General features: G+C 67.5%; 24 protein-coding genes and 2 riboswitches. Of the genes, 18 read left to right on the top strand and 6 right to left on the bottom strand.

The annotated features are described in order from the left end of the window. Positions 1-3: 3 nt before the first annotated feature. Complete coding sequence (locus NR187_RS08900; protein WP_256806285.1) at positions 4-1,698, top strand: ShlB/FhaC/HecB family hemolysin secretion/activation protein; 1,695 nt, start codon at positions 4-6, stop codon at positions 1,696-1,698. Between the two features lie 126 nt (positions 1,699-1,824). Here the strand turns inward: NR187_RS08900 and bluB are convergent, their stop codons facing one another. From bluB to cobU, 3 genes are read right to left on the bottom strand one after another with little or no spacing between them, the layout of a single operon-like run. Continuing rightward, positions 1,825-2,457 carry a 5,6-dimethylbenzimidazole synthase gene (gene bluB, locus NR187_RS08895; protein ID WP_256806284.1) on the bottom strand — a complete coding sequence of 211 codons (633 nt, stop codon included), beginning with the start codon at positions 2,455-2,457 and terminating at the stop codon, positions 1,825-1,827. A gap of 2 nt (positions 2,458-2,459) precedes the next feature. After that, positions 2,460-3,242, bottom strand: a complete 783-nt coding sequence (gene cobS / locus NR187_RS08890) for an adenosylcobinamide-GDP ribazoletransferase (protein ID WP_256806283.1) — start codon at positions 3,240-3,242, stop codon at positions 2,460-2,462. Beyond that, positions 3,239-3,742, bottom strand: coding sequence for a bifunctional adenosylcobinamide kinase/adenosylcobinamide-phosphate guanylyltransferase (gene cobU, locus NR187_RS08885; RefSeq protein ID WP_256806282.1), 504 nt, complete (start codon positions 3,740-3,742; stop codon positions 3,239-3,241). Before cobU ends, cobS begins: the two co-directional genes overlap by 4 nt. Positions 3,743-3,882: 140 nt before the next feature. Between cobU and cbiB the strand changes: the two genes are divergently transcribed. Both cbiB and cobD read left to right on the top strand, forming a co-directional pair. After that, entirely contained in the window at positions 3,883-4,806 is a 924-nt protein-coding gene (gene cbiB, locus NR187_RS08880; RefSeq protein ID WP_256806570.1) for an adenosylcobinamide-phosphate synthase CbiB, read from the top strand. Between the two features lie 11 nt (positions 4,807-4,817). After that, positions 4,818-5,783, top strand: coding sequence for a threonine-phosphate decarboxylase CobD (gene cobD / locus NR187_RS08875; protein WP_256806281.1), 966 nt, complete (start codon positions 4,818-4,820; stop codon positions 5,781-5,783). On the opposite strand, the gene NR187_RS08870 is transcribed toward cobD, so the two are convergent. Next, the gene (locus NR187_RS08870; protein WP_211383061.1) at positions 5,772-7,220 is read right to left on the bottom strand and encodes a cobyric acid synthase; all 1,449 of its coding nucleotides are present in this window, start codon (positions 7,218-7,220) and stop codon (positions 5,772-5,774) included. The genes cobD and NR187_RS08870 overlap by 12 nt on opposite strands. Positions 7,221-7,230: 10 nt before the next feature. After that, complete coding sequence (gene cobO, locus NR187_RS08865; protein WP_211383062.1) at positions 7,231-7,866, bottom strand: cob(I)yrinic acid a,c-diamide adenosyltransferase; 636 nt, start codon at positions 7,864-7,866, stop codon at positions 7,231-7,233. Positions 7,867-7,906: 40 nt separating this feature from the next. After that, a riboswitch (cobalamin riboswitch) is annotated at positions 7,907-8,125 on the top strand. Between the two features lie 94 nt (positions 8,126-8,219). Here cobO and NR187_RS08860 point away from each other — a divergent pair. From NR187_RS08860 to cobJ, 7 genes are read left to right on the top strand one after another with little or no spacing between them, the layout of a single operon-like run. Then, positions 8,220-8,594 (top strand): DUF1636 domain-containing protein, encoded by a 375-nt coding sequence (locus tag NR187_RS08860; protein WP_211383063.1) that lies wholly within the window; start codon positions 8,220-8,222, stop codon positions 8,592-8,594. Continuing rightward, entirely contained in the window at positions 8,591-9,640 is a 1,050-nt protein-coding gene (gene cobW / locus NR187_RS08855) for a cobalamin biosynthesis protein CobW (protein WP_211383064.1), read from the top strand. Before NR187_RS08860 ends, cobW begins: the two co-directional genes overlap by 4 nt. Beyond that, on the top strand, positions 9,640-12,888 hold the full coding sequence (gene cobN, locus NR187_RS08850; RefSeq protein ID WP_256806280.1) for a cobaltochelatase subunit CobN: 3,249 nt from the start codon (positions 9,640-9,642) through the stop codon (positions 12,886-12,888). The genes cobW and cobN overlap by 1 nt, the downstream gene beginning before the upstream one ends. Continuing rightward, complete coding sequence (gene cobG, locus NR187_RS08845) at positions 12,885-14,048, top strand: precorrin-3B synthase (protein WP_256806279.1); 1,164 nt, start codon at positions 12,885-12,887, stop codon at positions 14,046-14,048. The genes cobN and cobG overlap by 4 nt, the downstream gene beginning before the upstream one ends. Further along, positions 14,048-14,677 carry a precorrin-8X methylmutase gene (locus NR187_RS08840; protein ID WP_211383067.1) on the top strand — a complete coding sequence of 210 codons (630 nt, stop codon included), beginning with the start codon at positions 14,048-14,050 and terminating at the stop codon, positions 14,675-14,677. The genes cobG and NR187_RS08840 overlap by 1 nt, the downstream gene beginning before the upstream one ends. 1 nt (position 14,678) lies before the next feature. Further along, positions 14,679-15,410, top strand: a complete 732-nt coding sequence (locus NR187_RS08835) for a precorrin-2 C(20)-methyltransferase (RefSeq protein ID WP_211383068.1) — start codon at positions 14,679-14,681, stop codon at positions 15,408-15,410. Then, on the top strand, positions 15,407-16,141 hold the full coding sequence (gene cobJ / locus NR187_RS08830) for a precorrin-3B C(17)-methyltransferase (protein ID WP_211383069.1): 735 nt from the start codon (positions 15,407-15,409) through the stop codon (positions 16,139-16,141). Before NR187_RS08835 ends, cobJ begins: the two co-directional genes overlap by 4 nt. Here the strand turns inward: cobJ and NR187_RS08825 are convergent. Further along, on the bottom strand, positions 16,117-16,863 hold the full coding sequence (locus tag NR187_RS08825; protein ID WP_211383070.1) for a cobalt-precorrin-6A reductase: 747 nt from the start codon (positions 16,861-16,863) through the stop codon (positions 16,117-16,119). The genes cobJ and NR187_RS08825 overlap by 25 nt on opposite strands. On the opposite strand from NR187_RS08825, the gene cbiT reads away from it, so the two are divergent. From cbiT to cobT, 8 genes are all read left to right on the top strand, one after another. Continuing rightward, positions 16,862-18,043, top strand: coding sequence for a precorrin-6Y C5,15-methyltransferase (decarboxylating) subunit CbiT (cbiT, locus tag NR187_RS08820; RefSeq protein WP_211383071.1), 1,182 nt, complete (start codon positions 16,862-16,864; stop codon positions 18,041-18,043). The genes NR187_RS08825 and cbiT overlap by 2 nt on opposite strands. Next, positions 18,040-18,408, top strand: a complete 369-nt coding sequence (locus NR187_RS08815; RefSeq protein ID WP_211383072.1) for a cobalamin biosynthesis protein — start codon at positions 18,040-18,042, stop codon at positions 18,406-18,408. The genes cbiT and NR187_RS08815 overlap by 4 nt, the downstream gene beginning before the upstream one ends. Continuing rightward, the gene (gene cobM / locus NR187_RS08810; RefSeq protein WP_211383073.1) at positions 18,405-19,187 is read left to right on the top strand and encodes a precorrin-4 C(11)-methyltransferase; all 783 of its coding nucleotides are present in this window, start codon (positions 18,405-18,407) and stop codon (positions 19,185-19,187) included. Before NR187_RS08815 ends, cobM begins: the two co-directional genes overlap by 4 nt. Continuing rightward, the gene (locus tag NR187_RS08805) at positions 19,187-20,497 is read left to right on the top strand and encodes a cobyrinate a,c-diamide synthase (protein WP_211383074.1); all 1,311 of its coding nucleotides are present in this window, start codon (positions 19,187-19,189) and stop codon (positions 20,495-20,497) included. The genes cobM and NR187_RS08805 overlap by 1 nt, the downstream gene beginning before the upstream one ends. Further along, positions 20,494-21,225, top strand: a complete 732-nt coding sequence (gene cobA / locus NR187_RS08800; protein ID WP_211383075.1) for a uroporphyrinogen-III C-methyltransferase — start codon at positions 20,494-20,496, stop codon at positions 21,223-21,225. Before NR187_RS08805 ends, cobA begins: the two co-directional genes overlap by 4 nt. Positions 21,226-21,270: 45 nt before the next feature. After that, a riboswitch (cobalamin riboswitch) is annotated at positions 21,271-21,491 on the top strand. 38 nt (positions 21,492-21,529) lie between these two features. Then, the gene (locus NR187_RS08795; protein WP_211383076.1) at positions 21,530-22,207 is read left to right on the top strand and encodes an energy-coupling factor ABC transporter permease; all 678 of its coding nucleotides are present in this window, start codon (positions 21,530-21,532) and stop codon (positions 22,205-22,207) included. A gap of 45 nt (positions 22,208-22,252) precedes the next feature. Next, on the top strand, positions 22,253-23,002 hold the full coding sequence (gene cobF / locus NR187_RS08790; protein WP_211383077.1) for a precorrin-6A synthase (deacetylating): 750 nt from the start codon (positions 22,253-22,255) through the stop codon (positions 23,000-23,002). 10 nt (positions 23,003-23,012) lie between these two features. Continuing rightward, positions 23,013-24,065 (top strand): nicotinate-nucleotide--dimethylbenzimidazole phosphoribosyltransferase, encoded by a 1,053-nt coding sequence (gene cobT / locus NR187_RS08785; protein WP_211383078.1) that lies wholly within the window; start codon positions 23,013-23,015, stop codon positions 24,063-24,065.

Below are 24,065 nucleotides of genomic sequence, written 5' to 3'. Positions count from 1 at the left end.
GGGATGCGGATTTGGGGGGCAGCTTTTGGGGTCGGGCTTGCAGCTTGCTGCATCGCAGCCTCGCGCGCGCAAGTTCCCTCGATCAACCCCGGCGTGATCCAGAACGACATCGACCGGCAGCGCCGCCAGCTCGAGCAGCGGAGCGCGCCGCCCAAGCTCAACGGGCCGGCCGTGATCGGCGGCGAGCGGGAAAAGTCCCAGCTCCTGAAGCCGGGCGGGCCGAAATTCCGCCTGCGCAAGGTCGAGTTCAGCGGGTCCAAGTTCATCACGCCGGCCGAGTTCGATGAGATCGCGAAGAAATATGTCGGCAAGAACGTCGACATCGCCGCGCTGTTGCAGCTCGTCGCCGACATCAACGCCATCTACACCGAGCGCGGCATCGTCACGGGTATCGCGACGCTGCCCGAGCAGGATGCCAAGGGCGGCATCGTCCGCGTCAAGCTGACCGAGGGCCGGCTTCAGAAGACGACCATCGAGGGCAACAAGCAGACCCGCACCGACTACATCCTTCAGCGTGTCAAGGAGCCCGAAGGCGAGGTCCTCGACGTTCCAAAACTCAATCGCGACGTGATCTGGTTCAACCGGACCAACGACGTGCAGATCAAGGCGCTGCTCCAGCCCGGCACGAGCTTCGGCCTGACCGACCTCCAGTTCGCGGTGATCGAGCCGCCGGTCGACACCCTGCAGCTGTTCACCGACAACCAGGGCGTCGAGAACACCGGACGCTGGGAGGGCGGGGCCTTCTACAAGCGCCACGGCCTGTTCGGCGTCGACGACCGCCTGACCTTCTACGGCGTGCGTTCCGACGGCAATCTCAACGGCAACGTCGCCTACAGCGTTCCGGTCAATCCCTGGGGCGGCCGCGTCGGCGTCAGCTACACCGAAGGCAAGATCAAGATCATCCAGGGACCGTTCGTCTCGCTCGACGTCACCGGCCGCTCGAGCCAGGCCGCGGTCAATTTCAGCCAGCCGGTCTGGGTGACGCAGAACTGGCTGGTGCTGCTCAACGCCGCCGAGACCGAAGGCAAGACTGTGAGCCGCTTCGCCACCGTCGCCGTCACCGACGATCACTACGACAAGGCCACGGCAGGCTTCTCGGTGACCAATTCCGGCGACGCCTATTCGATCACGGTCTCTCCGGCCGTGAACTATATCGAATGGCAGGACCATGTGCTCGGCAACAACCGCTCGTTCAACACCTATACCGGCTCGTTGATCGCGACCAGCGCCGCCGGGCCGGCGAATTTCAGCACAAATTTGCTGGCGAGCTGGCAGTACACGCAGGAGAAGCTGCTGCCGGGCGACCAGATATTCTCGATCGGCGGTCCCACCACCGTGCGCGGTTATCCCTCCAACTCGGCGTCCGGCGACAGCGGCTATTACTTCAACGCCGAACTGCACTACAACTGGTCGCAATGGCTCAGGGGTTTCGACACCTACGTCTTCACCGACTGGGGCGCGGTGTATTCGACATTCCCGGGGGTCACCGAGCTGAGTTCGGTCGGTGTCGGCTTCTCCTGGACCTACGCGTCGTTCCTGACATTCGAGGCAAATTACGCGACGCCGCTGAAGGTGGCGGTCTCGACCCAGAAGCACTACGAGGCCTATGGCCGCGTGATCTTCCGCCCGCTGTTGATGTTCCAGAAGCCGGAAAATCCGACGCCTGTGGCGGCGGTTGCCGGCAAGAGCAAGTCGTAGAGGCGGATTGCTCTCTCTCGGTCGTCATTGCGAGCGCAGCGAAGCAAACCAGAATCTTTCCGCCAATGAACTCTGGTTGCTTCGCTGCGCTCGCAATGACGGACAATGAATCTTCGACGCGGCTGATTAGCGCCGCACCGTGAATTCCTCTGCTCCCCGCCTATGTTCCCATTTCGCCTGCTCGAGCTCAGGCTGGTCGCATTCGACTTCCGGATAGCCGATGCAGAGATAAGCGATGAATTTCCAGGAGTCCGGCACGTCGAGAATGGTGTGGATGCGATCCGGATTGAGGATCGATACCCAGCCGAGGCCGATGCCGTCGGCGCGCGCGCCGAGCCACATCGCGGTGATCGCGGCGACCACGGAGTATTCCGTCGTCTCCGGCATGGTCGCGCGGCCGAGGCCGTGACCGATGTCGCTGGCCTTGTCGGCGAACACGGCGAGGTGGCCTGGGGCCTGTTCGAGGCCCGACAGTTTCAGCGTGGCATAGCGCGCGGCGCGCTCGCCGGCGTAGGCATTCAATGCATCGGCGTTGCACGCTTTGAAATCGTCGATCACGGCGCGGCGCCGCGCGGCATCCTCGACGATGACAAAGCGCCAGGGCTGGCTGAGGCCGACCGAAGGCGAAAGGCAGGCGGTTTCGATCAGCCGCGCGATGGCGCCGTCCGGCAGCGGGTTCGTTCGAAAGCGGCGCACGTCGCGGCGCCACACGAACAACTCGCGCAAGTGCTGACGGAAGGTGTCGTCAAACTCGACCATGATCAGTCTCCCATCCGGAACGATGCCGCCACCAGCAGGATGAGGATCTCGCCGCTCTGCTCGAACGCGCCGAGGATGTCGCCGGTCTGCCCGCCGATCTGGCGGACGGCGAGCCGCGCCAGGATCAGGCCGGCGAGGGACAGCAGGATCAGGCCGACGAGCGCCTTGCCCGGCCCGAGCGCGAGGGCGAGGGTGAGCGTTCCGACAGCAAAGGCGATGGCGATGCTGCGGCGCGGCGGCTCTCCGGCGCTCGCCGACAGACCGTCGGGGCGCGCCGGCGCGACCAGCGACATGAAGGCCGGTACTCCGGCGCGGGCCGCGGCATGCGCAGCGCAGAGCGCCAGCGTGACCGTCCACTGGTTGGCGATGACGGCGAGCGCGCTCCAGCGCAGGCCGAACGACAGGACTAGCGCGCAGACGCCATAAGTGCCGATCCGGCTGTCGCGCATGATCTCGAGCTTGCGCTCGCGGGTTCGCCCGCCGCCGAGCCCGTCGGCGGTATCAGCAAGACCGTCCTCGTGCAGCGCTCCGGTGATGAGAGCAGTCGCGGCCAGCGCGAGCAGGGCGGCAGGGCCCGGCGTCAATCCCAGCCTGCTCGCGATCGTATAGGCCGCAGCGCCCGCGAGGCCGACCAGCAGTCCGGCGACCGGAACGGCCCAGGTCGCGCGCGCAACGGCGCCGTCACCGGCGGGCTTCGACGATGCCACCGGCAGGATCGTGACGAAGGACACAGCGATCCTGAGATCGGCGACGATGTCTTTCAGAAGTTCGGCGCGCGGCATCATTTCAGTTTCATCGGCAGGCCCGCGACGATGAACTCGACCTCGTCGGCAGCGGCCGCGACGGTCTGGTTCATGATCCCGGCGGCGTCGCGAAAGCTGCGTGCCAGTGCGTTGTCGGGCACGATGCCGAGGCCTACCTCGTTGGTGACGAAGACGACGGGACTTTTGAGGCGGGGCAAGGCGGCGGCGAGTTCGCTCACCTCGCGTTCCCAGGCGCGCTCCGCATGCATCAGGTTGGAGAGCCACAGCGTCAGGCAGTCCACGAGCCTCGCGCCGCCGCCATCGGTTGCGGCCAGCACCTCGACGAGATCGAGCGGCACCTCGCGTTCGATCCAGTCGGTTCCGCGGCGTGCACGGTGCTTGGCGATGCGCGCCTCCATTTCCGCATCGAGGGCCTCGGCCGTCGCGACATAGACGGGCTGCCCGGGGAAGGCGCGCGCGCGCGTTTCCGCGCGCTTGCTCTTGCCCGATCGCGCTCCGCCTGTGATCAAGATGACGGCCATGAAGGTCTCCTGCCGGCCAGCACTAATCACCAAACGAGGCCAAAGACAAAGCCGAAATCAGACGGGCAGGGGCTTGCGCTCCGGCCGTGCTTTGCGCAACAGGGGCGGGACAGGAGGCGTGCGTGGGTTTTGCGGGTGCGATGGCGGTAGCGATAGCGGTGGATGCCCTCATGGGCTGGCCGTTATGGCTGTTCGCGCGGATCGGCCACCCCGTGACCTGGCTCGGCCGGCTTATTTCCACGATCGATGACGCATGCAATCGGCCGTCCGATCCGCCGGCGCTCCGTCGCGCCGCGGGTATCGCCGGCGCCCTCGCGGTGATCGCGCTCTCCGTCGCGCTCGGCTGGGCGCTTCAGTCCCTGCTTTCCCTGGGCTGGATCCAGATCGTGCTGGTCGGCGTCCTGGCCTGGCCGCTGGTCGCGCTACGCTCGCTGCACGACCATGTCGCCGCAGTCGCGGCGCCTTTGCAAGCCGGCGACATCGCCGCAGCGCGCGACGCGGTGTCGCGCATCGTCGGTCGCGATCCCGCGGCGCTCGACGAAGCCGGCATCGCGCGCGCGGCGCTCGAGAGCCTCGCCGAGAATGCATCCGACGGCATCGTGGCGCCGGTGTTCTGGGGCGCGCTGTTCGGCTTGCCGGGAATCTTCGGCTACAAGGCGATCAATACGCTGGACTCCATGATCGGCCATCGCAACGAACGGCACGAGGCCTTCGGCTGGGCGGCGGCGCGCATCGACGATGCCGCCAATGTCATTCCGGCGCGCCTGACCGGATTTCTGTTCGTGCTGCTCGCGCCACGACGCTTTGAGGCGCTGTCATGCATGACGCGGGATGCACGCCGTCATCGCTCGCCGAACGCCGGGTGGCCGGAAGCGGCCATGGCGGGCGCGCTCGGCGTGCGGCTCAGCGGTCCGCGCATCTATCATGGCAGCATCACCAACGAGCCCTGGCTCAACGAAGGCGCGCGCGATCCGCTTGGCCCCGATATCGGCGCGGGACTGACGGTCTACCGCCGTGCCATGATGCTGCTCGCCGGAATCCTTGCGATCCTGGCTTTCGCGTGAAAGAACAAAAGATGCGCGAGCACGGTGGAAATCTCGATCTGGCCCGGCAGCGGTTCGGCGGGCGCGCGGGGGACTGGATCGATCTGTCGACCGGGATAAACCGGCTGCCTTATCCCGTCGGCGAGATCGGCGCGCATTATTGGAATGCATTGCCGTCGCGCGCCGAGATCGAAGCGCTGCACCACGCTGCGCAGCACGCTTACGGCACAAGCGCACCGGTCGTCGCGATGGGCGGCGCACAGGCCGCCATTCAGTTGCTGCCGCAACTGGCGCGGCCCGGCCGCGCCCGGATCCTCGCGCCGACCTACAACGAATATGCCGGCGTGCTATCGGCCGCGGGCTGGGATGTCCAGGAAGTCGATGAATTCGACGCGATGGCGGGCGCGGATATTGCGATCGTCGTCAATCCGAATAATCCGGACGGCCGGTGCCATTTGCAAAAGGATTTGCTCGCACTGCTGCCGCGCGTCGGCCGTCTCGTGATCGACGAGAGCTTTGTCGATGCCGTTCCGCAACTATCGCTCGCGCCGGAAGCGGCCCAGCCGGGACTGCTGATCTTGCGCTCGTTCGGAAAGTTTTATGGCCTCGCCGGTCTGCGACTCGGGTTTGCTATCGGCAATGCGGCCGACATCGGCAGGCTCTCGGCAATGTCGGGGCCATGGCCGGTCTCGGGAGTGGCGATCGCAATCGGCTGCCGCGCGTTGGCTGACAATTCGTGGGCGGAGGCCACGTCCGCGCGGCTCGTGCGGGACTGTGTTCGCCTCGACGTGCTGGTGCAAGCCCAGGGCTGGCGGCTCGTCGGCGGAACGCCGCTGTTTCGTCTCTACGAGACGCCCGACGCGCTCGCCGCGCAGGAGGAACTGGCGCGCGGCCAGATCTGGTCGCGTGTGTTCGCAAAGGAGCCGACATGGCTGCGGCTCGGGCTTCCCGGCAGCGAGGCCGAATGGACGCGCCTTGCCGAGGTGCTAGCGCGCTAGCGCGAGCAGGCCTTCGACATCGAGATGGGTTTCGACGTGAGCGGCGAGCGCATCGAGCGCGCTCTCGACCCTGGCATGATAGGGCTCGTCGCCCGTGGGAATGTCGAGCTTTGCCAAAAACGCCTTGCGAAAATCATCCGAGGTGAACAGGCCGTGCAGATAACTCCCTTGCACGCGTCCATCACGCGAGATCGCCCCTTCCGGTTCGCCATTCAATCTTGCGAATGGCTGCGCGCGATCCGGCCCGTCGGTGCGGCCGATGTGGATTTCGTAAGCCTCGATCGGCCGATTGGTCGCCGCATGCACCGCGGAGACGCGCGTCAGCGTCTTCTGCGGGGTCATCTCCGTGGTGACATCCAGAAGTCCGAGCCCCGCCGTGTCGCCGGCTGGGCCCTCGATCCCATCAGGATCCGCAACGCTGCGTCCGAGCATTTGATAGCCGCCGCAGAGGCCGAGGACGTGGCCGCCGCGGCGGTGATGGGCCAGGAGATCGATGTCCCAGCCCTGCGCGCGCAGGAATGCGAGATCGCCGCGGGTGGATTTGGAGCCCGGAATGATGACGAGGCGCACGTCACCGGGGATGGCTTCGCCCGGGCGCACCATCACGAGGTCGACGCCAGGCTCGAGCTTGAGCGGATCGAGATCGTCGAAATTGGCGATCCGTGACAGCGCGAGGCAGGCGATCTTGCACTGGCCCGGCTTTCGCGCATCACTCAGGCCCAGCGCGTCCTCGGCCGGCAGCTCGCCGGCGCGCGTGAACCAGGGCAGCACGCCAAGGCCGCGCCACGCGGTCTTCGCTTCGATCAGCCTGTAGCCGTCGTCGAACAGCGTGGGATCGCCGCGGAACTTGTTGATGACAAAGCCCCGGATCATCGCGGCATCGTCAGGGTCGATCACCGTCTTGATGCCGACGAGCTGGGCGATGACGCCGCCACGATCGATGTCGCCGACCAGCACGACCGGCACGTCGGCCTTGCGCGCAAAGCCCATATTGGCGATGTCGGCCTTGCGCAGGTTGACTTCGGCGGGACTGCCGGCGCCTTCCACCAGCACGAGATCGGCGCGCGCCTTCAACCGCGCGAAACTCTCCAGCACCGCGCCCATCAGTGACGGCTTCATCGCCGCATATTCGCGCGCACGCGCGGTCGCGATGCGTTTTCCCTGCACGATCACCTGCGCGCCGACGTCAGTCTCGGGCTTCAAGAGCACCGGGTTCATGTCGGTGTGCGGCTCGACGCCGGCGGCGAGCGCCTGCAGCGCCTGGGCGCGGCCGATCTCGCCGCCATCGACGGTGACGGCGGCATTGTTCGACATGTTCTGCGGCTTGAATGGCAGCACGCGCAGGCCGCGCCGCGTGAAGGCGCGCGCGAGGCCGGCGACGATAAGCGACTTGCCCACGTCCGAGCCGGCTCCCTGGATCATCAATGCGCGCGCCATCGTGGAAGACTTAGAACTCGACGCCGGCTTGCGCCTTGATGCCGGAGCGGAACGGATGTTTCACCAGCGTCATCTCGGTGACGAGATCGGCGATCTCGATCAGCTCGTCCTTGGCGTTGCGCCCGGTGAGCACGACATGGGTCATCGGCGGCTTCGAAGTCGTCAGGAACTCGACCACCTCGGCGATATCGAGATAATCGTAACGCAACGCGATGTTGATCTCGTCGAGCACGACCATGCGCAGGCTGGAATCGAGGATCAGCTCCTTGGCCTTCTCCCAGCCGGCGAGTGCGGCGGCGACGTCGCGGGCGCGGTCCTGCGTCTCCCAGGTGAAGCCTTCGCCCATGGCGTGGAACTGGCAGAGATCCCCGAAATGGCCGGTGAGCAGACGCCGCTCGCCGGTGTCCCAGGCACCCTTGATGAACTGCACGACTGCGCAGGGGAAGCCATGGGCGACGCAGCGGACGATCATGCCGAAGGCCGAGGAGGATTTGCCCTTGCCGGCGCCGGTGTGGACGATGACGAGGCCCTTCTCGCCGCTCTTGGTCGCCATGATCTTGTCGCGGGCGACCTTCTTCTTCGCCATTTTCGCGGCGTGGCGGGCGTCGGTTTCCTCGGCCGTCTGGGTATCCGGTTCAGGCGTCATCGTACCTCGTCCTTCGGCTTGACAAGAGGCGGCCGGGGGCAAATGGTGGCCCGGCGTTGGTTCCTGTCCTATGACAGGCGAAGAGGGAATGCGATAGGGTCCGAATCGGCAAGATTTGGGTCCAAAATGCAGCCGCCCCCGCGACCGTGACCGGAGAGATGCCCGAAGCCACTGATCCCCTGGGGATCGGGAAGGCGGGGATCGAAGGGGAAACCCTGCTCCGCAAGCCGGGAGACCTGCCAGCGCGGACGATCTTGGACCGGCGGACGGGGTGTTCCGCGACGGGGAAACGGACCTTCGCAAGAACGGTTCGTGGGCCTCTTCGCTTCCCGCTGTTTATTATGGAAGAGGCGATGACCGTCACACTTCACGTCTGCATCACCTGCCGCGCCGGTCAGACGCTTGACGAGGGCGAGACGACGCCCGGCAAGCGCCTGCATGGCGCGATCATCGAGGCCGGCGTGCCCGACGGAGTCAATGTGGTTCCCGTCGAATGCCTGTCGGCATGCAGCCAGGGTTGCTCGGTCGCGCTCAGCGCGCCCGGCCGCTGGTCCTACGTCTATGGCCGTCTCTCGGATGCGAACGCGCAAGACGTCGTCGCGGGGGCTGCAGCTTACGCCGCAGCATCTGACGGAATCGTACCGTGGCGCAGCCGCCCGGAAATCTTCCGCAAGCAGTCGCTTGCCCGCATTCCCCCCATCGCCGTCGTGCCGGAGGCCGCCGAATGAATTCGCTCGCAAAAGTCCCGGTCACGGTGGTCACGGGCTTCCTCGGTTCCGGCAAGACGACGCTGATCCAGCATCTGCTCGCCAACCCCAACGGCAAGAAGCTTGCCGTGCTCGTCAACGAGTTCGGCAGCGAGGGCGTCGACGGCGAAATCCTGAAATCCTGCGCCGATGCCAATTGCCCGGAAGAGAACATCATCGAGCTCGCCAATGGCTGCATCTGCTGCACCGTCGCCGACGATTTCATTCCGACCATGGAGAAGTTGCTGTCGCGACCCGTCAGACCAGATCACATCCTGATCGAGACCTCGGGCCTGGCGTTGCCAAAGCCGCTGCTCAAGGCATTCGACTGGCCAGAGATCCGCTCGCGCATCACGGTCGATGGCGTGATCGCGCTCGCCGACGCCGAGGCCGTCGCCGCCGGCCGCTTCGCGCCCGACCCGATTGCTGTCGAAGCGCAGCGCGCGGCCGACGAAAATCTCGATCACGAGACGCCGCTGTCGGAAGTGTTCGAGGACCAGATCGCCTGCGCCGATATCGTGCTGCTGACCAAGGCCGATCTTGCCGGCAGCGCGGGCATTGAAGCCGCCAAGGCGGCGATCACAGCCGAGATGCCGCGCCTCGTGCCGATGCTGGCGATCACCGACGGCGCGATCGATGCGCGTGTGATCCTTGGTCTCGGCGCTGCGGCGGAGAATGATCTCGCCGCGCGTCCCTCGCACCACGACGGCGAGGAGGATCACGAGCACGACGATTTTGCCTCGGTCGTGATCGATCTTCCTGAAATCACCGACATCGACGCACTGGTGGCGTCGGTGCAGCGTCTGGCGAGGGAGCAGAGCGTGCTGCGCGTCAAGGGCTATATCGCAGTGGAAGGCAAGCCGATGCGTCTCTTGCTGCAAGCGGTCGGCGAGCGCGTGCGGCACCAGTTCGACAAGCCCTGGGGTGCGGGTATCAGGCAGTCAAAGCTCGTCGTGATCGGCGAGCACGGCGATATCGACGAGGCCGCGATAAGAGCGGGACTCGGACTTTCAGGACCCGGCATCTGATGCACGTCGTTTTCCGCGAGAGCCGTGGTCTCGAGGAGACCGCGACGCCAAGGGACATCGGCCAGGACCCGGCCGATCTCGTGGTGCTCTCGTATTCGGATTCCGACCTTGCCGCATTCGCGGCGGGCTGGCGCCGCGGCCGCGACAGCCTGCCATCGTTGCGGCTCGTCAATCTTGCGGAACTGCGTCATCCGCTCTCGGTCGACACCTATGTCGAGCGCACGCTGTCACAGGCGCGCGGCATTCTGGTGCGCCTGATCGGCGGTGAGTCCTACTGGCCCTACGGCCTCGCAACCCTTCAGCAACTCGCGCAGGCGCGGGGTATCGTGCTCGCCGTGCTGCCGGCCGACGGTCGCGATGACACGCGGCTGGATGCGTACTCGACCTTGCCGGTCTCGACGCTGCGGCGGCTCAAGGTGCTCTGCGATACCGGCGGTCCCGTCGCGGCCCAGGCTGCGATCGCGCAGCTTGCGCTCGCCTCCGGCCTCTATGCCGGACCGGTCGTCGGCGAGATGATCGTTCCCGAGATGGGCTTTTATGATCCCGCGCGTGGTGTGATTGCCGCACCGTCGGACGGCGAGGGCAGGCCGCGCGCGCTGGTGACCTTCTATCGGTCCTATCTCACCGCCGCGGACACCGGCCCGGTCGACGCCCTGATTGCCGCGCTTCGTGAGAAGGGATTTGACGCATACGGCGCGTTTGTCACCTCGCTGAAGGCGGCGGGCGTCGCGGGCTGGCTGCAGGATAATTTTGCGAAGACTCCTCCCGCAGCGATCATCAATGCGACGGCGTTCTCGGCCATCGGCGACGACGGAACGACGCCGTTCGACGCCGTACCATGTCCGGTGTTCCAGGTCGCGCTCTCCACGGCGCGGCGCGAGGACTGGGCGGCGTCGCTGCGCGGCCTGTCGCCCGGCGACCTTGCGATGCATGTGGTGCTGCCCGAGGTCGACGGCCGCCTGTTCGCGGGCGTGGTGAGCTTCAAGTCGGCCGCAATGCGCGATCCCGATCTGCAATTTTCGCATCTCGCTCACAGGCCCGACGAGGAGCGCGTAGAGGCCGTCGCTGCGCGCGTTGCAGCCTGGCGGCGCCTTGCGGAGACGCCGGCCGCCCAGAAGCGGATGGCGCTCGTGCTCTCGACCTATCCGGGACGTCCGCACCAGATCGCGCATGCGGTTGGTCTCGATGCGCTCGCTTCGGTCGAGGCTTTGGTATCCGACCTCGCCGATTGCGGCTTCGAAGTTGGACCGGTCCACGCGCTCGGCGAGACGCTGCTGGAGCGGCAACTGGCCTGGAATGTCGCCGATTACAGCGCCGCGCTCTCGCACCTGCCGCAATCGTTGCAGGATGATCTCGCGCGAGCCTGGGGCGCGCCGGAGACCGATCCGAGCTGTCGCGACAGCGCGTTCCACTTCGCCGCGATCCAGTCCGGCCGCTCGATCATCGCGGTTCAGCCGGAGCGCGGCGATGCGACCACGCGCGATTCCGACTATCACGATCTCGCCCGCACGCCGCGGCATGCCTATGTCGCGTTCTATCTGTGGCTTCGCGCACAGCGCATTGACGCTGTCGTGCACATGGGCGCGCACGGCACGCTGGAATGGCTGCCCGGAAAATCCGTGGCGCTGTCACCGAGCTGCTGGCCGGATGCTCTGGTCGGCGATTTGCCAATCATCTATCCCTTCATCGTCAACGACCCCGGCGAGGCCGCGCAGGCGAAGCGGCGCTTAGGTGCCGTCACCATTGGCCATCTGCCGCCGCCGCTGGCAGCATCAGCGGTGCCGGAAGGGCTGCGAAGGCTCGAACACCTTCTCGACGAGTACTCGACGGCCGATGGCCTCGATCCCGCCCGCCGCCAGCGTCTGATTGCCGCGATCCGCGACGAGGCGCGCGCCGCAGGCCTCGAAGACGATCTCGGCCTCGATGCATCGGCAGCACCGGCCGAAGCGATCCCGCGGATCGATCGCTTCGTCTGCGATCTCAAGGAAAGCCAGTTCGGCGACGGTTTGCATGTGTTCGGCCGCGGTGCCTGCGGCAACGCGGAACGGGACGCGCTCCGTGCCGCGCTCGCCGGTAAACGTGTTCTGCCGGGGCCTTCAGGCTCTCCTTACCGCGGGCGCCAGGACGTGCTGCCGACCGGGCGCAACCTCTATGCCGTCGACCCGCGCGCGGTGCCGACGCCGTCGGCGCATGCGCAGGGCATCAAGCTCGCGGAAGAGCTGCTCCGCCGCCATTTACAGGATCATGGCGACTGGCCGAAAGGCCTCGTGGTCGATCTCTGGGGCTCGGCGACGATGCGCACGGCCGGCGAGGAGTTCGCGATGGCGCTGCATCTGGCCGGCCTCGCGCCGCGCTGGGATCACGCCTCCGGTCGCGTCACGGGCTACGACATCATCGCTCCGGCCGAACTCGGCCGTCCCCGCATCGACGTCACGCTGCGCGTCTCGGGCCTGTTTCGCGACGTCTTCGCGAACCTTGCGCAATTGTTCGAAGCCGCTTCCGAGGCGCTCGCGGCGCGCGATGAGGAGGGCGATGAAAATCCATACCGCGATCGTGCATCCCGCGTGTTCGCGCCGCGACCGGGGCAATACGGCGTCGGCCTTTCGGCGATCCCGGATGCCTTCACGGCCGAGACGCGCGACGCGGCCGGCGAAGCCTGGCTGTGGGCGTCCTCCTGGGCGTTCTCTGCCGACGGCGAGATCAAGCCCGATCGTGCGGGCATCGAACAGCGGCTCGCGTCGGCCGATGCCTTTGTCCACGTCCAGGATCTGCCGGAGACCGATCTTCTGCTCGCCGCCGACTATGCCGCGCATGAAGCCGGCGTTGCTGCGGCTTCGGCACATCTCGGTACGACGGGCCCGTCACTCTATCATCTCGATACGACCCGGCCCGAGCAGCCGCATGCGCGCACGCTGACCGAGGAAATCTCCCGCGTGGTCCGCGCGCGCGCTGCCAACCCGGCCTGGATCGCCGGCATGATGCGTCACGGTTTTCGTGGCGCCGCCGAAATCACCGCGACGCTCGAGCACATGGCCGCATTCGCGCACCTGGCCGGCGCCGTGCCGCCGCATCTGTTCGATCTCTATTACGATGCGACGCTTGGCCATGACGACGTCCGCGCCTTCATGGCGCACGAAAATCCGGCGGCGCTCGCTGCGATGGAGACATGCTTCACGCGCCTGCATGAGGCGTCACTCTGGCGAACGCGCCGCAATTCGATCGCGGCGGCGTTGCGGGAGGCGTCATGAGCGCTTCCGTGGTCAAGGGTTGGTGTCCCGGCGCACTGCGCCCGATGCAATCGGGCGACGGCCTCGTGGTCCGCGTGCGGCCGTTCGGTGGGCGGCTCGATGCGGCACAAATTTCCGGACTGGCCCATCTTGCCGAACGCCATGGCAACGGTCTGATCGACGTCACCAGCCGCGCCAATCTCCAGATCAGGGGCGTCAACGACAGCAGCCATCGGCGGCTGCTCGACGGCCTTTCGCAACTGGCTCTGCTCGACCCGGACGCTGACACCGAATCCCGCCGCAATATCCTCGTGACGCCGTTCTGGCGCACCGGCGACGAGACCCAATTGCTCGCCGCCGAGCTCGAAGAGGCGCTCGCGGAGTGCAAGCTCGACCTTCCGACCAAGTTCGGCTTCGCCATCGATGACGGCACCGCGCGCGTGCTTGCGGGCGATTCCGCGGATGTGCGGATCGAGCGTGATCGTTCCGGCGGGCTGCTGGTGCGAGCCGATGGCGACAAGCTCGGCCGCCCGGTCGCGCGCGGCGAGGCCGTGACCACCGCGCTCGCGCTCGCCGAATGGTTCGTGGTCTCGGGCGGCGCCAAAGGCGGACGAGGGCGGATGGCTGCGCATCTTGCCGCCGGGGCAACCTTGCCTGCGGCATTGCGCGGCGAGGCCGAGCCCGCCCCGATCATGGCCGCGGCGCGTCCCGGCCTCTATTCGCAAGGTGCGATGGTCGGCGTCGCCTTTGGACAGATGCCGCATGCGACGCTCAACCAGCTCGCCGGTTGCGGACATGCGCTGCGCATGACGCCATGGCGGATGGTTCTGAGCGAAGCCAAGCGCGTGATGCCGAACGCGACCGGCCTGATCACCGAGGCCTACGACCCCGCGCTGCGCGTCATCGCCTGCAGCGGCGCGCCACGCTGTCGTGAGGCGCATGCCGATACGCGCGGCCTTGCCGCGGCCCTGGCCCCGAACATAGGCGCAGCCGCACGCCTTCACGTCTCCGGCTGCGCCAAGGGCTGCGCCCATTCCGGTGCGGCGGCCATCACGCTGGTCGCGACCGGCGCGGGCTTCGACCTCGTGCGCGCCGGGTCGACGCGCGATGAACCGATCCTGCGTGGGCTGAACCGCGACGACATCGTCAGGGATCCCTCCATCCTGATGGGAGGACACTGATGCCGCATCGCTACGAGACAGACGGCGCTGCGATCTATCGGCAATCCTTCGCCACCATCCGGGCTGAAGCGAATCTCGCGCACTTCACGCCGGACGAGGAGCAGGTCGTGGTGCGGATGATCCATGCCGCCGGCATGGTCGGCCTCGAAGCGCATATCCGCTTCACGCCAGGCATGGCCGTCGCTGCCCGCGCGGCCTTGCAGAAGGGCGCACCGATCCTGTGCGACGCGCGCATGGTCTCCGAAGGAATTACGCGCGCGAGATTGCCGGCGGCCAACGCCGTGATCTGCACGCTCGGCGACGAGACCGTTCCCGCGCTGGCGCAATCCATGCGCAACACGCGCTCAGCCGCAGCGCTGGAACTGTGGCGGCCGCATCTGGGTGGCGCGATCGTTGCGATCGGCAACGCGCCGACGGCGCTGTTTCATCTCCTCAACATGCTGGAAAATCGCGACTGCCCGCGGCCGGCGGCGATCATCGGCTGCCCGGTCGGCTTTGTCGGCGCGGCCGAATCCAAGGCTGCGCTGATGACCGATCCGCCGGTGCCGGCGCTGACGGTCGAGGGCCGTCTCGGCGGTTCCGCGATCACGGTCGCCGCCGTGAATGCGCTGGCGAGCCGGAGCGAGTAAGATGGGACGCATCATCTGCTGCGGTCTCGGCCCCGGTGCCCCCGATATGATGAGCGTGCGCGCCGACCGCACGGTGCGCGGTGCGGAGCACGTCGCCTATTTCCGCAAGAAGGGCAGGCCGGGACAGGCGCGGCGCATCGTCGAGGGCATGCTCGGAAGCGGCGTCACCGAATATCCCATGGAGTATCCGGTCACGACCGAGATCGCCTTCGACAGTCCTGAATACGTGCAGCTGCTCGCCGGCTTCTACGACGAATGGGCCGAGCGGCTGGCGCAGCTGGCGCGCGCGGTCGACGTCGTCGTGCTCTGCGAGGGCGATCCCTACTTCTACGGCTCTTTCATGCATCTGCACACGCGCCTGCAGGGCCGCGTCGAGATCGAGGTGATCGCGGGCATTCCCGGCATGGTGGGCTGCTGGAATGGTGTGGGACAGCCGATCGCGCTTGGCGACGACGTGACGACGGTGCTGATGGGCACGCTGGCCGAGGACGAGCTCGAACGGCGTATGCGCGATTCCGACGCAATCGTGATCATGAAGACCGGCCGCAATCTCGCAAAGGTGCGCCGCGCGCTCGCTGCCGCCGGCCGGCTGGACGATGCCTGGCTGGTCGAGCGTGGCACCATGCCCGGCGAGCGCGTGGTGCGGCTCGCCGCCATCGATGCCGCCGATTGTCCTTACTTTGCGATCGTGCTGGTGCACGGCAAGGGCCGGCATCCGGACGCCGCCGAATGACGGGCACGCTGACCATCGCGGGCCTCGGGCCGGGCAATGATGCGCTGGTGACGCCCGAGGTTTCCGCCGCGCTGGCGGCCGCGACCGACATTCTGGGCTACGCTCCCTATGTCGCGCGCGTGCCGCCGCGGGCTGGGCTCAACCTGCATCCGTCGGACAATCGCGAAGAGCTGCAGCGTGCCGGCGAAGCCCTGCGGCTGGCTGCCGAAGGCGGTCAGGTCGTCGTCGTGTCTTCCGGCGATCCCGGCGTGTTCGCAATGGCCTCAGCCGTATTCGAGGCGCTCGAACGGGCGCCGCAATGGCAGGAGCTGCCGATCCGCGTGTTGCCCGGCATCACCGCGATGCTGGCGGCGGCTGCGCGCGCCGGCGCGCCGCTCGGCCATGATTTCTGCGCGATCAACCTCTCCGACAATCTCAAGCCCTGGGCGGTGATCGAGAAGCGCTTGCGGCTCGCGGCGGAAGGCGATTTTGCCATTGCGATGTACAATCCGCGTTCGGCAAGCCGGCCGGAGGGATTTGGCCGCGCGCTTGCGGTGCTGAAGGAAGCCGGCTGCGGCGGGCGCCTCGTGATCTTCGCGCGCGCGATCAGCGCGGCTGACGAGACAATCGAGATCGTGACGCTGGACGACGCGACGCCCGAGATGGCCGACATGCGCACGCTGGTGATCGTCGGCAATTCGCAGACACGCCGCGTCGGCCGCTGGGTTTATGCGCCGAGGCAGGCGCGATGACCGAGCCACTGCATGATTTCGGCGACGCTCTCGACCCGCCGGCGCTCGGGCAATTCCGGGCGCGAGATCATGATCACGGGCAGGCTCAGCATGCGGGCCGCATCGATCTTGGCACGCGCGCCGTCGCCGCCGGAATTGCGGGCGACGATCCAGGCGATGCCGCGCGCGGGCAGCATCTCCAGCTCGGCGTCAAGCGTGAACGGCCCACGCGACACGATCACATCGGCCGGGAACGGCAGCGGCGCCTCGGGCGGATCGACGAAGCGCAGCGTGTAGGCGTGCTGCGGCCTGGTCGCGAACGGCGCGATGTGCTGGCGACCGATGGCGAGGAACACGTTTGCGGGCCGCTCGGGCAGTGCGACGACGGCGGCGTTGACGTCCGGCACTTCGATCCAGTTGTCGCCGGACGCTTGGGCCCAAGGCGCACGCTCCAGTGCGATCAGCGGCGTGCCGGTTTCCGCGCACGCTTCAATCGCGTTGCGGCTCATCTCGGCGGCGAAGGGATGCGTCGCGTCGATGACATGCGTGATGGCTTCCGCGCGGATGTAGTCGGTAAGCCCGCGTACGCCACCGAAACCGCCGATGCGGGTCGGCAGCGGCTGGTCGGCGGGCGCGCGGGTGCGACCGCCATAGGAATAGACGGCGTCGATGCGCGCGCGAGCGATTTCAACGGCGAGCAAGCTAGCATCGCTCGTTCCGCCCAGAATGAGGGCGCGTGTCATGGCTGATCCCTGGCTAACCATCATCGGTATCGGTGAAGATGGCCTTGCCGGGCTGTCGGAGGCAAGCCGAAAGGCGCTGCGTGAGGCCGAAACCGTCTTCGGCGGCGAGCGTCACCTCGCGCTTGCGGGTGTGACCGGGCGCGGCCACCTGTGGCCGGTGCCGTTCGATGCGGACGTTGTGCTGACTTGTCGCGGCAGTCGGACGGTAGTGCTCGCGTCCGGCGATCCGTTTTGGCACGGCGCCGGCGCCGGCCTTGCCGAAAAGCTGGATGCAAGCGAGTGGATCGCGCATTCGGCGCCCTCGACGTTTTCACTCGCTGCCGCGCGGCTCGGCTGGCGCCTCGAAGCAATTGCTTGTCTTGGTCTCCACGCCGCGCCGTTCGAGCGTCTCGTACCGCTTCTGGCGCATGATGCGCGCATCATTTGTCTCGTGCGCGACGGCAAGGCGGCCGGCGATCTCGCGAAGTGGCTGAGCGCGCGCGGATGGGGCGCCTCGGCATTCTGGACTCTCGCGGCGCTCGGTGGGCCGCGCGAAAGCATCAGGATGCATCGCACCGACGGTTTTGCTAATGATGTCGCTGGAGACCTGGTCGCGGTCGCCGTCGAGGCAAAGGGCGCCCAAGGCATTCCCCGCAGCTCCGGCCTACCAGACGATCTGTTCGTCCATGACGGCCAGATCACCAAGCGGCCGGTGCGCGCGCTTGCGCTCTCGGCGCTGGCGCCGCGTTCCGGAGCGAGGCTGTGGGATATCGGTGCCGGCTCGGGCTCGATCTCGGTCGAGTGGGCGCTGTGCGGCGGGACGGCGACCGCGATCGAGGCGCGCGAGGATCGCGCCGCCAACATCCGGGGCAACGCGGCGCAATTCGGATTGGCGCATCGGATCGATGTCATCGCGGGCGAAGCGCCCGCAGCTCTGGTCGCGCTGGACGCACCTGACGCCGTCTTCATCGGCGGTGGCCTCGATAGCGCGGTGTTCGATGCCATCTGGTCGCGCATAGCACCCGGCACGCGGCTCGTCGCGCATGCCGTGACGCTGGAGACGGAAGCACTGCTCGGCGAACTGCACCAGCGCCACGGCGGCGAGCTGATGCGGGTCGAGATCGCCCGTGCCGGTTCGCTCGGCCGCTACCGGTCCTGGGAGGCGGCGCGGCCGGTCGTGCAGTGGAGTGCGGTCCGATGAAAGTTGCCGGACTCGGGTTCAAGAAGGACGTCACGCTGGCTTCGCTGCGCGAGGCGCTGCTGGCGGCCGGCGGCACTGCAGGCCTCGCGGCGTTAGCGACCGTCAGCGACAAGGCCGACACGGAGGCGCTGAAGCAGCTTGCGCGCGAATGCGGTGTGCCGATCAGGGCCGTTCCGCCCGCCGCGCTTGCAGGCATCCCGACGCCGACCCAGTCAGAGCTCATCAGCGAAAAATTCGGCACAGGATCCGTTGCCGAAGCTGCGGCGCTCGCGGCAGCCGGGTCCGGCGCGCGGCTGATCGCGGCGCGCGTGGTCTCCCAGGATCGCACCGCGACCGCGGCGATCGCGGAAGGAGACGGCCCATGACGGTGCATTTCATCGGTGCCGGGCCGGGCGCTCCAGATCTGCTGACGTTGCGCGGACGCGACCTCATCGCCGCCTGTCCGGTCTGCCTCTATGCGGGCTCGCTGGTGCCCGAGGGCGTCTTGGCGCATTGCCCGCCAGGGGCGCGCATCGTCAACACCGCGCCTTTGTCGCTCGACGAGATCATCGCGGAAATCACGGCCGCGCATGCGGAAGGTAAGGATATCGTGCGCCTGCATTCCGGCGATCTCTCGATCTGGTCGGCGATGGGCGAACAGCTCCGGCGCCTGCGCGCCCTCGGGATTCCATATACGGTGACGCCAGGCGTGCCTTCGTTCTCCGCCGCCGCGGCAGCGCTCGAAGCCGAACTCACGTTGCCCGGGCTTGCCCAATCGGTGGTGCTCACGCGCACGCCGGGCCGCGCCAGCGCGATGCCTGAAGGCGAGAAGCTCGCCGCATTCGCTGCCACCGGCGCGGTGCTTGCCATCCATCTGTCGATCCATCTGCTCGACAAGGTGATCGCAGAGCTGACGCCGCATTACGGCGCCGACTGCCCGGTCGCGATCGTCTGGCGCGCGAGCTGGCCGGACCAGCGCATCGTTCGCGCGACGCTGGCGACGCTCGATGCCGCTGTCGGCGCCGAGATGGAGCGCACCGCGCTGATCCTGGTCGGCAGGACACTGGGCGCGGCGGACTTCGACGAGAGCCGCCTCTATGCCGCCGATTACGATCGCCGCTACCGGCCGGTCGGCGCCGAGCCGCGCTTTCCGGAGGTGTCGTGATGGCAGCAGGCCTCGTCATCTCCGCACCGGCCTCCGGCGTCGGCAAGACCACGCTGACGCTGGCGCTCGCCCGCGCCTGGCGCAATCGCGGATTGAACGTGCAGTGCTTCAAGAGCGGGCCCGACTATATCGATCCTGCTTTCCACGCCGCCGCCACGGGACGCGCCTCCGTCAACGTCGATAGCTGGGCGATGGATCGCGGGGCAATCGCGCATCTCGTCGACCGCGGCGCTGACGCCGACGTCGTGCTGGCCGAGGGCTCGATGGGCCTGTTCGACGGCGTCGCCGCGCGAGGTGTCTCCGGCACCGGCGCCACCGCCGACATTGCGGAGATGCTGGGCTGGCCGGTGGTGCTGGTGATCGATCCTTCCGGCCAGGCGCAGACGGCGGCCGCGATCGCCGCGGGCCTGCGCGACTACCGCCCCGGCGTGCGCCTTGCCGGCGTGGTGCTGAACCGCGTCGCGAGCCCGCGCCACGAAGACCTCGTGCGGCGTGCGCTCAACGATGCCGGCATCGCCGTGTTCGGCGCTCTGCCGCGCCATGCCGAGATCAGTCTGCCGAAACGGCATCTCGGCCTGGTGCAGGCCGAGGAGCAGGCGGAGATCGGCAAGCTGATCGACGAAGCTGCGCGCTTCGTCACCGAGCACGTCGATCTCGATGCGGTGCTTCGATCGGCAGCCAGCTGGTCGCCGCAACCCGCCGCGAACGCCTTCAACGTGACGCCGCCCGGCCAGCGCATCGCGCTTGCCCGCGACCCCGCATTCTCGTTCGTCTATCCGCATATGCTGGAGGCGTGGCGTGCGGCGGGCGCCGAGATATCGACATTCTCGCCGCTTGCCGATGAAGGTCCTGATGCGGGTGCGGATGTGTGCTGGCTGCCCGGCGGGTATCCCGAGCTGCATGCCGGGACGATCGCTGGCAATGCCCGCTTCCGCGACGGATTGCGCGCCTTCGCCGAGACGCGACCGGTGCACGGCGAATGCGGAGGCTATATGGTGCTGGGAGCCGCTCTGACCGACGCCGACGGCATCAGTCATGAGATGACGGGCCTGCTTGGCCTCGAAACGAGCTTTGCCAAACGCCGCATGCATCTCGGTTACCGTCTCGCCGCGCTCGCCGTGCCGATGCCGGGGCACCAGGTCGGCGCACGCCTGCGCGGCCACGAGTTCCACTATTCCACTATCGCGGCGCAGCCCGATACACCTCTGGCGGTCGTGCATGACGCCACCGGCGCGGTCATCGCCGAGACCGGCTCCCGCCGCGGGCATGCCACCGGCACGTTCTTCCATCTGATCGCGGAGGACCGGTGAGCGGCTTTGTCACTTTCATCTCCGCCGGACCCGGCGACCCCGAGCTTCTCACGCTCAAGGGCGCCGCCCGGCTGCGCGAGGCCGACGTCGTGCTTTATGACGACCTCGCATCCGGCGCGATCCTCGATCTGGCCCGGCCCGGCGCCAATCTCGTCGCGGTGGGAAAACGGGCAGGCCGGCCCTCGACCAAGCAGCACCACGTCAACCGCCTGCTGGTCGACTATGCGGCTACGGGGTCGCGCGTGGTGCGGCTGAAGTCGGGCGATGCCGGCATCTTCGGCCGGCTCGAGGAGGAGCTCGACACCTTGCGCGAAGCCGGCATCGGCTACGAGATCATCCCCGGCGTCACCTCGGCCTGTGTGGCCGCGGCCCATGCCGGCATTCCCCTGACCCGGCGCCACACCTCGCGCCGGGTGCAGTTTGTGACCGGCGCCGATGTCACCGGCGAGCTGCCGCAAAACCTGAACTGGGCGGCGCTGGCCGATCCGGAGGCGACGACCGTGGTCTATATGGGCCGCCGCACGTTTCCGGCGCTTGTCGCGAAATTGATCGAGCACGGCCTCTCGCCGACCACCCCGGCGCTGTTCGCCGAATCTCTCGGCCGCCCCGACGAGCGGCTGGTTCGCACCACGATTGCCGAGCTTGCCGAGCAGCTTGGGCGAGGCGGCGCCGCTTCGACGGCGGCCGTGATCCTGTTCGGCGCGCTGGCGGGGGATTATCCGTCATGACGGCGTCGGCGGCCCTTCGCCCCTTGACGCCGGCTCCGCGAAAGGGGCACACAGGAGATGCATGGTGCTCCACGCGGCGCAAAGCGCCGGAGCATAATCGGGAATGGGGGTGGGCGGACCCAGTTGCGGCGCCCAAAACCCCAGCCGCCCCCGCGACTGTAAGCGGTGAGGGGCTCCGAACCGCCACTGGGCCGAAGGGTTCGGGAAGGCCGGAGAACCCCAGTGAACCGCGAGCCAGGAGACCGGCCGTGCACGTTTTGAGGCCAAGGCCGTCGGGTGTGACGGCAGGAAGGATCTGAGAGCCATGCATATCGAACCCGGGATCGTGACGGGCGCCAAGCTCGTGTTGAGTTACGCAACCGGCATCGCCGCAGGCGGCGTTGCCCTGAAGCTCGCGGCCGAGACCGTGCGCGAGCAGGGGATCACGTCGTTCGCGGCGCGAACGCTCGCCACCACCGGCCTGGTGTTCACCTTCTTCGAGATCATGCCGCACTTCCCGGTCGGGGTCTCCGAGGTGCACTTCATCCTCGGCTCGACCTTGTTCCTGCTGTTCGGCGCGGCGCCCGCGGCCTTCGGCCTCGCGATTGGCCTGCTGCTCCAGGGGATGTTCTTCGAGCCGGCCGACCTGCCGCAATACGGCATGAACGTCACCACGCTGCTGGTGCCGCTGTTCGCGATCCAGGCAATCGCCGCGCGGATCATTGCCCGCAACACCGCCTATGTCGATCTCAGGTATCGCCAGGCGCTGGCGCTTTCGACGACCTATCAGGCCGGCGTCATCGCCTGGGTGGCGTTCTGGGCGCTCTACGGCTCCGGTTTTGCCGTGACCAACCTCGTCAACATCGCGACTTTCGCGGCGTCCTATGCGCTGGTCATCGTGATCGAGCCGCTCGCCGATCTCGCCGTGCTGGCGCTGGCGAAGTCGTTGCGCGGCGTCACCGCGCCCGGCCTCGTCACCCCGCGTCTGCACAACGCGGCTTAAGAGACAAGCGAAAGGCGGCCGTCATGGCCGCCTTTCGCGGGCAAGATGCTCACGCTCTCCCTGATAGGCATCGGTTGCGGCGATCCCGAGCAACTCACGCGCGCCGCGATCCGCGCCATCAACGCGGCCGATCTCATCCTGATTCCGCGCAAGGGGACGGCCAAGTCCGATCTCGCCGATCTCAGGCGCACGATCTGCGCGGATGTCCTTACCAACCAAACGACTGATATCGCCGAGTTCGATCTTCCCGTGCGCGATGCGGCCGAAGCGGACTACCGCAAGGGCGTGGACGATTGGCACGATGCCGTGGCCGCAACCTGGTCGCAGACGATCGCAAATCGCCTCGAGGGCGAGGGCAAGGTCGCACTGCTGATCTGGGGCGATCCCTCGCTCTATGATTCCTCGCTACGCATCGCGCGGCGGCTCAATCCATTGCCTGAGATCGAGGTCGTGCCCGGCATCACCTCGATCCAGACGCTGTGCGCGGCGCATGCGCTGCCGCTCAACGACGTCGGTGAGCCGTTCCTTGTCACGACAGGACGCCGTTTGCGCGAAGGCGGCTGGCCGCAAGGCGTCGATACAGTGGTAGTGATGCTTGACGGTGGCACCGCGTTCCAGTCGCTCGATGCTGGCGAGCTTCATATCTACTGGGGCGCCTATCTCGGCATGCCCGACCAGATCATCATGTCCGGCGTTCTGGCAGAGATCGGCCCGCGCATCGTCGCTGCGCGACAGGACGCGCGCGAGCGTCACGGCTGGATCATGGACAGCTACATCCTCAAGCGCAGGCCGTAAGCGAGGCACGATGCTCCCCGAATGGGTCTCCCAGGAATGCCCCGAGATCTCGGCGGTCCACCGCGAGGCGGCGATCGCGCGGCAGGCGCAACTCACGAAACCAACCGGCGCGCTCGGCCGGCTCGAGCAACTCGCGATCGAGCTTGCGGGCCTGCAGGCGACCGAACAGCCGCGCGCGGCGCGGGTGCCGATCATCATCTTCGCCGGCGATCACGGCATCGTCGCGCAGGGCGTGTCGGCCTATCCGCAAGAAGTGACCATCGCGATGATGGCGAATTTTGCGTCCGGCGGCGCCGCGATCTCGGTGCTGGCGCGTGAGCTTGGCTCCAGCCTGGAGGTCGTCGACGTCGGCACGCTGGCGCAGGAGGAGACGGCAGGCATCGTGACCGACAAGCCGCGTCGCGGCACGCGTGATTTCAGCGTCGAGGCCGCGCTCGCAGCTGCAGAGCTGGCATTTGCTTTCGAAGCCGGCCGACGAGCGGTCATGCGCGCGCGGTCCGGGCAGCCCGATCTTCTGATCTTCGGCGAGATGGGCATCGGCAACACCACAACGTCCGCGGCGATTGCAGCCAGCCTGCTCGGCGTGAGCGCCGAGGAGATCGCGGGCAGCGGCACCGGCGTCGATGCGGCCGGCCGGGCGCACAAGGCGCGGGTGATCGACGCTGCGATAGCCCGCCATGGCGTTGCGGGCGCATCGCCCGAAAAGATACTGTGTGCCGTCGGCGGTCTCGAGATCGCAGCGATCGCAGGCGCGATCATCGCGGCCGCGCAAGCGCGCATTCCCGTGCTGATCGACGGTTTCATCGTGTCGGTGGCGGCGCTGGTCGCGGCGCGGCTCAATCCGTCGTGCCAGCCGTTCCAGCTCGCCTCCCACCTCTCGGCGGAGCAGGGGCATCGGCTGGTGCTGCGCGCGCTGAATGTGCAGCCGCTGATCAGCCTCGATCTCAGGCTCGGCGAAGGATCGGGCGCCGCGATCGCGCTGCCGCTGGTGCGGTCGGCCTGCACCCTCCACAACGACATGGCGACGTTTGCGCAGGCCAATGTGCCGGATCGTCCAGCCTGA

The sequence above is a fragment of the Bradyrhizobium sp. Bra64 genome, assembly GCF_024519875.1.
Classification (GTDB): Bacteria; Pseudomonadota; Alphaproteobacteria; order Rhizobiales; family Xanthobacteraceae; genus Bradyrhizobium; species Bradyrhizobium japonicum_G.
Note: the sequence above shows the minus strand (reverse complement) of the source record. Positions and strands in the feature narration are given on the sequence as shown.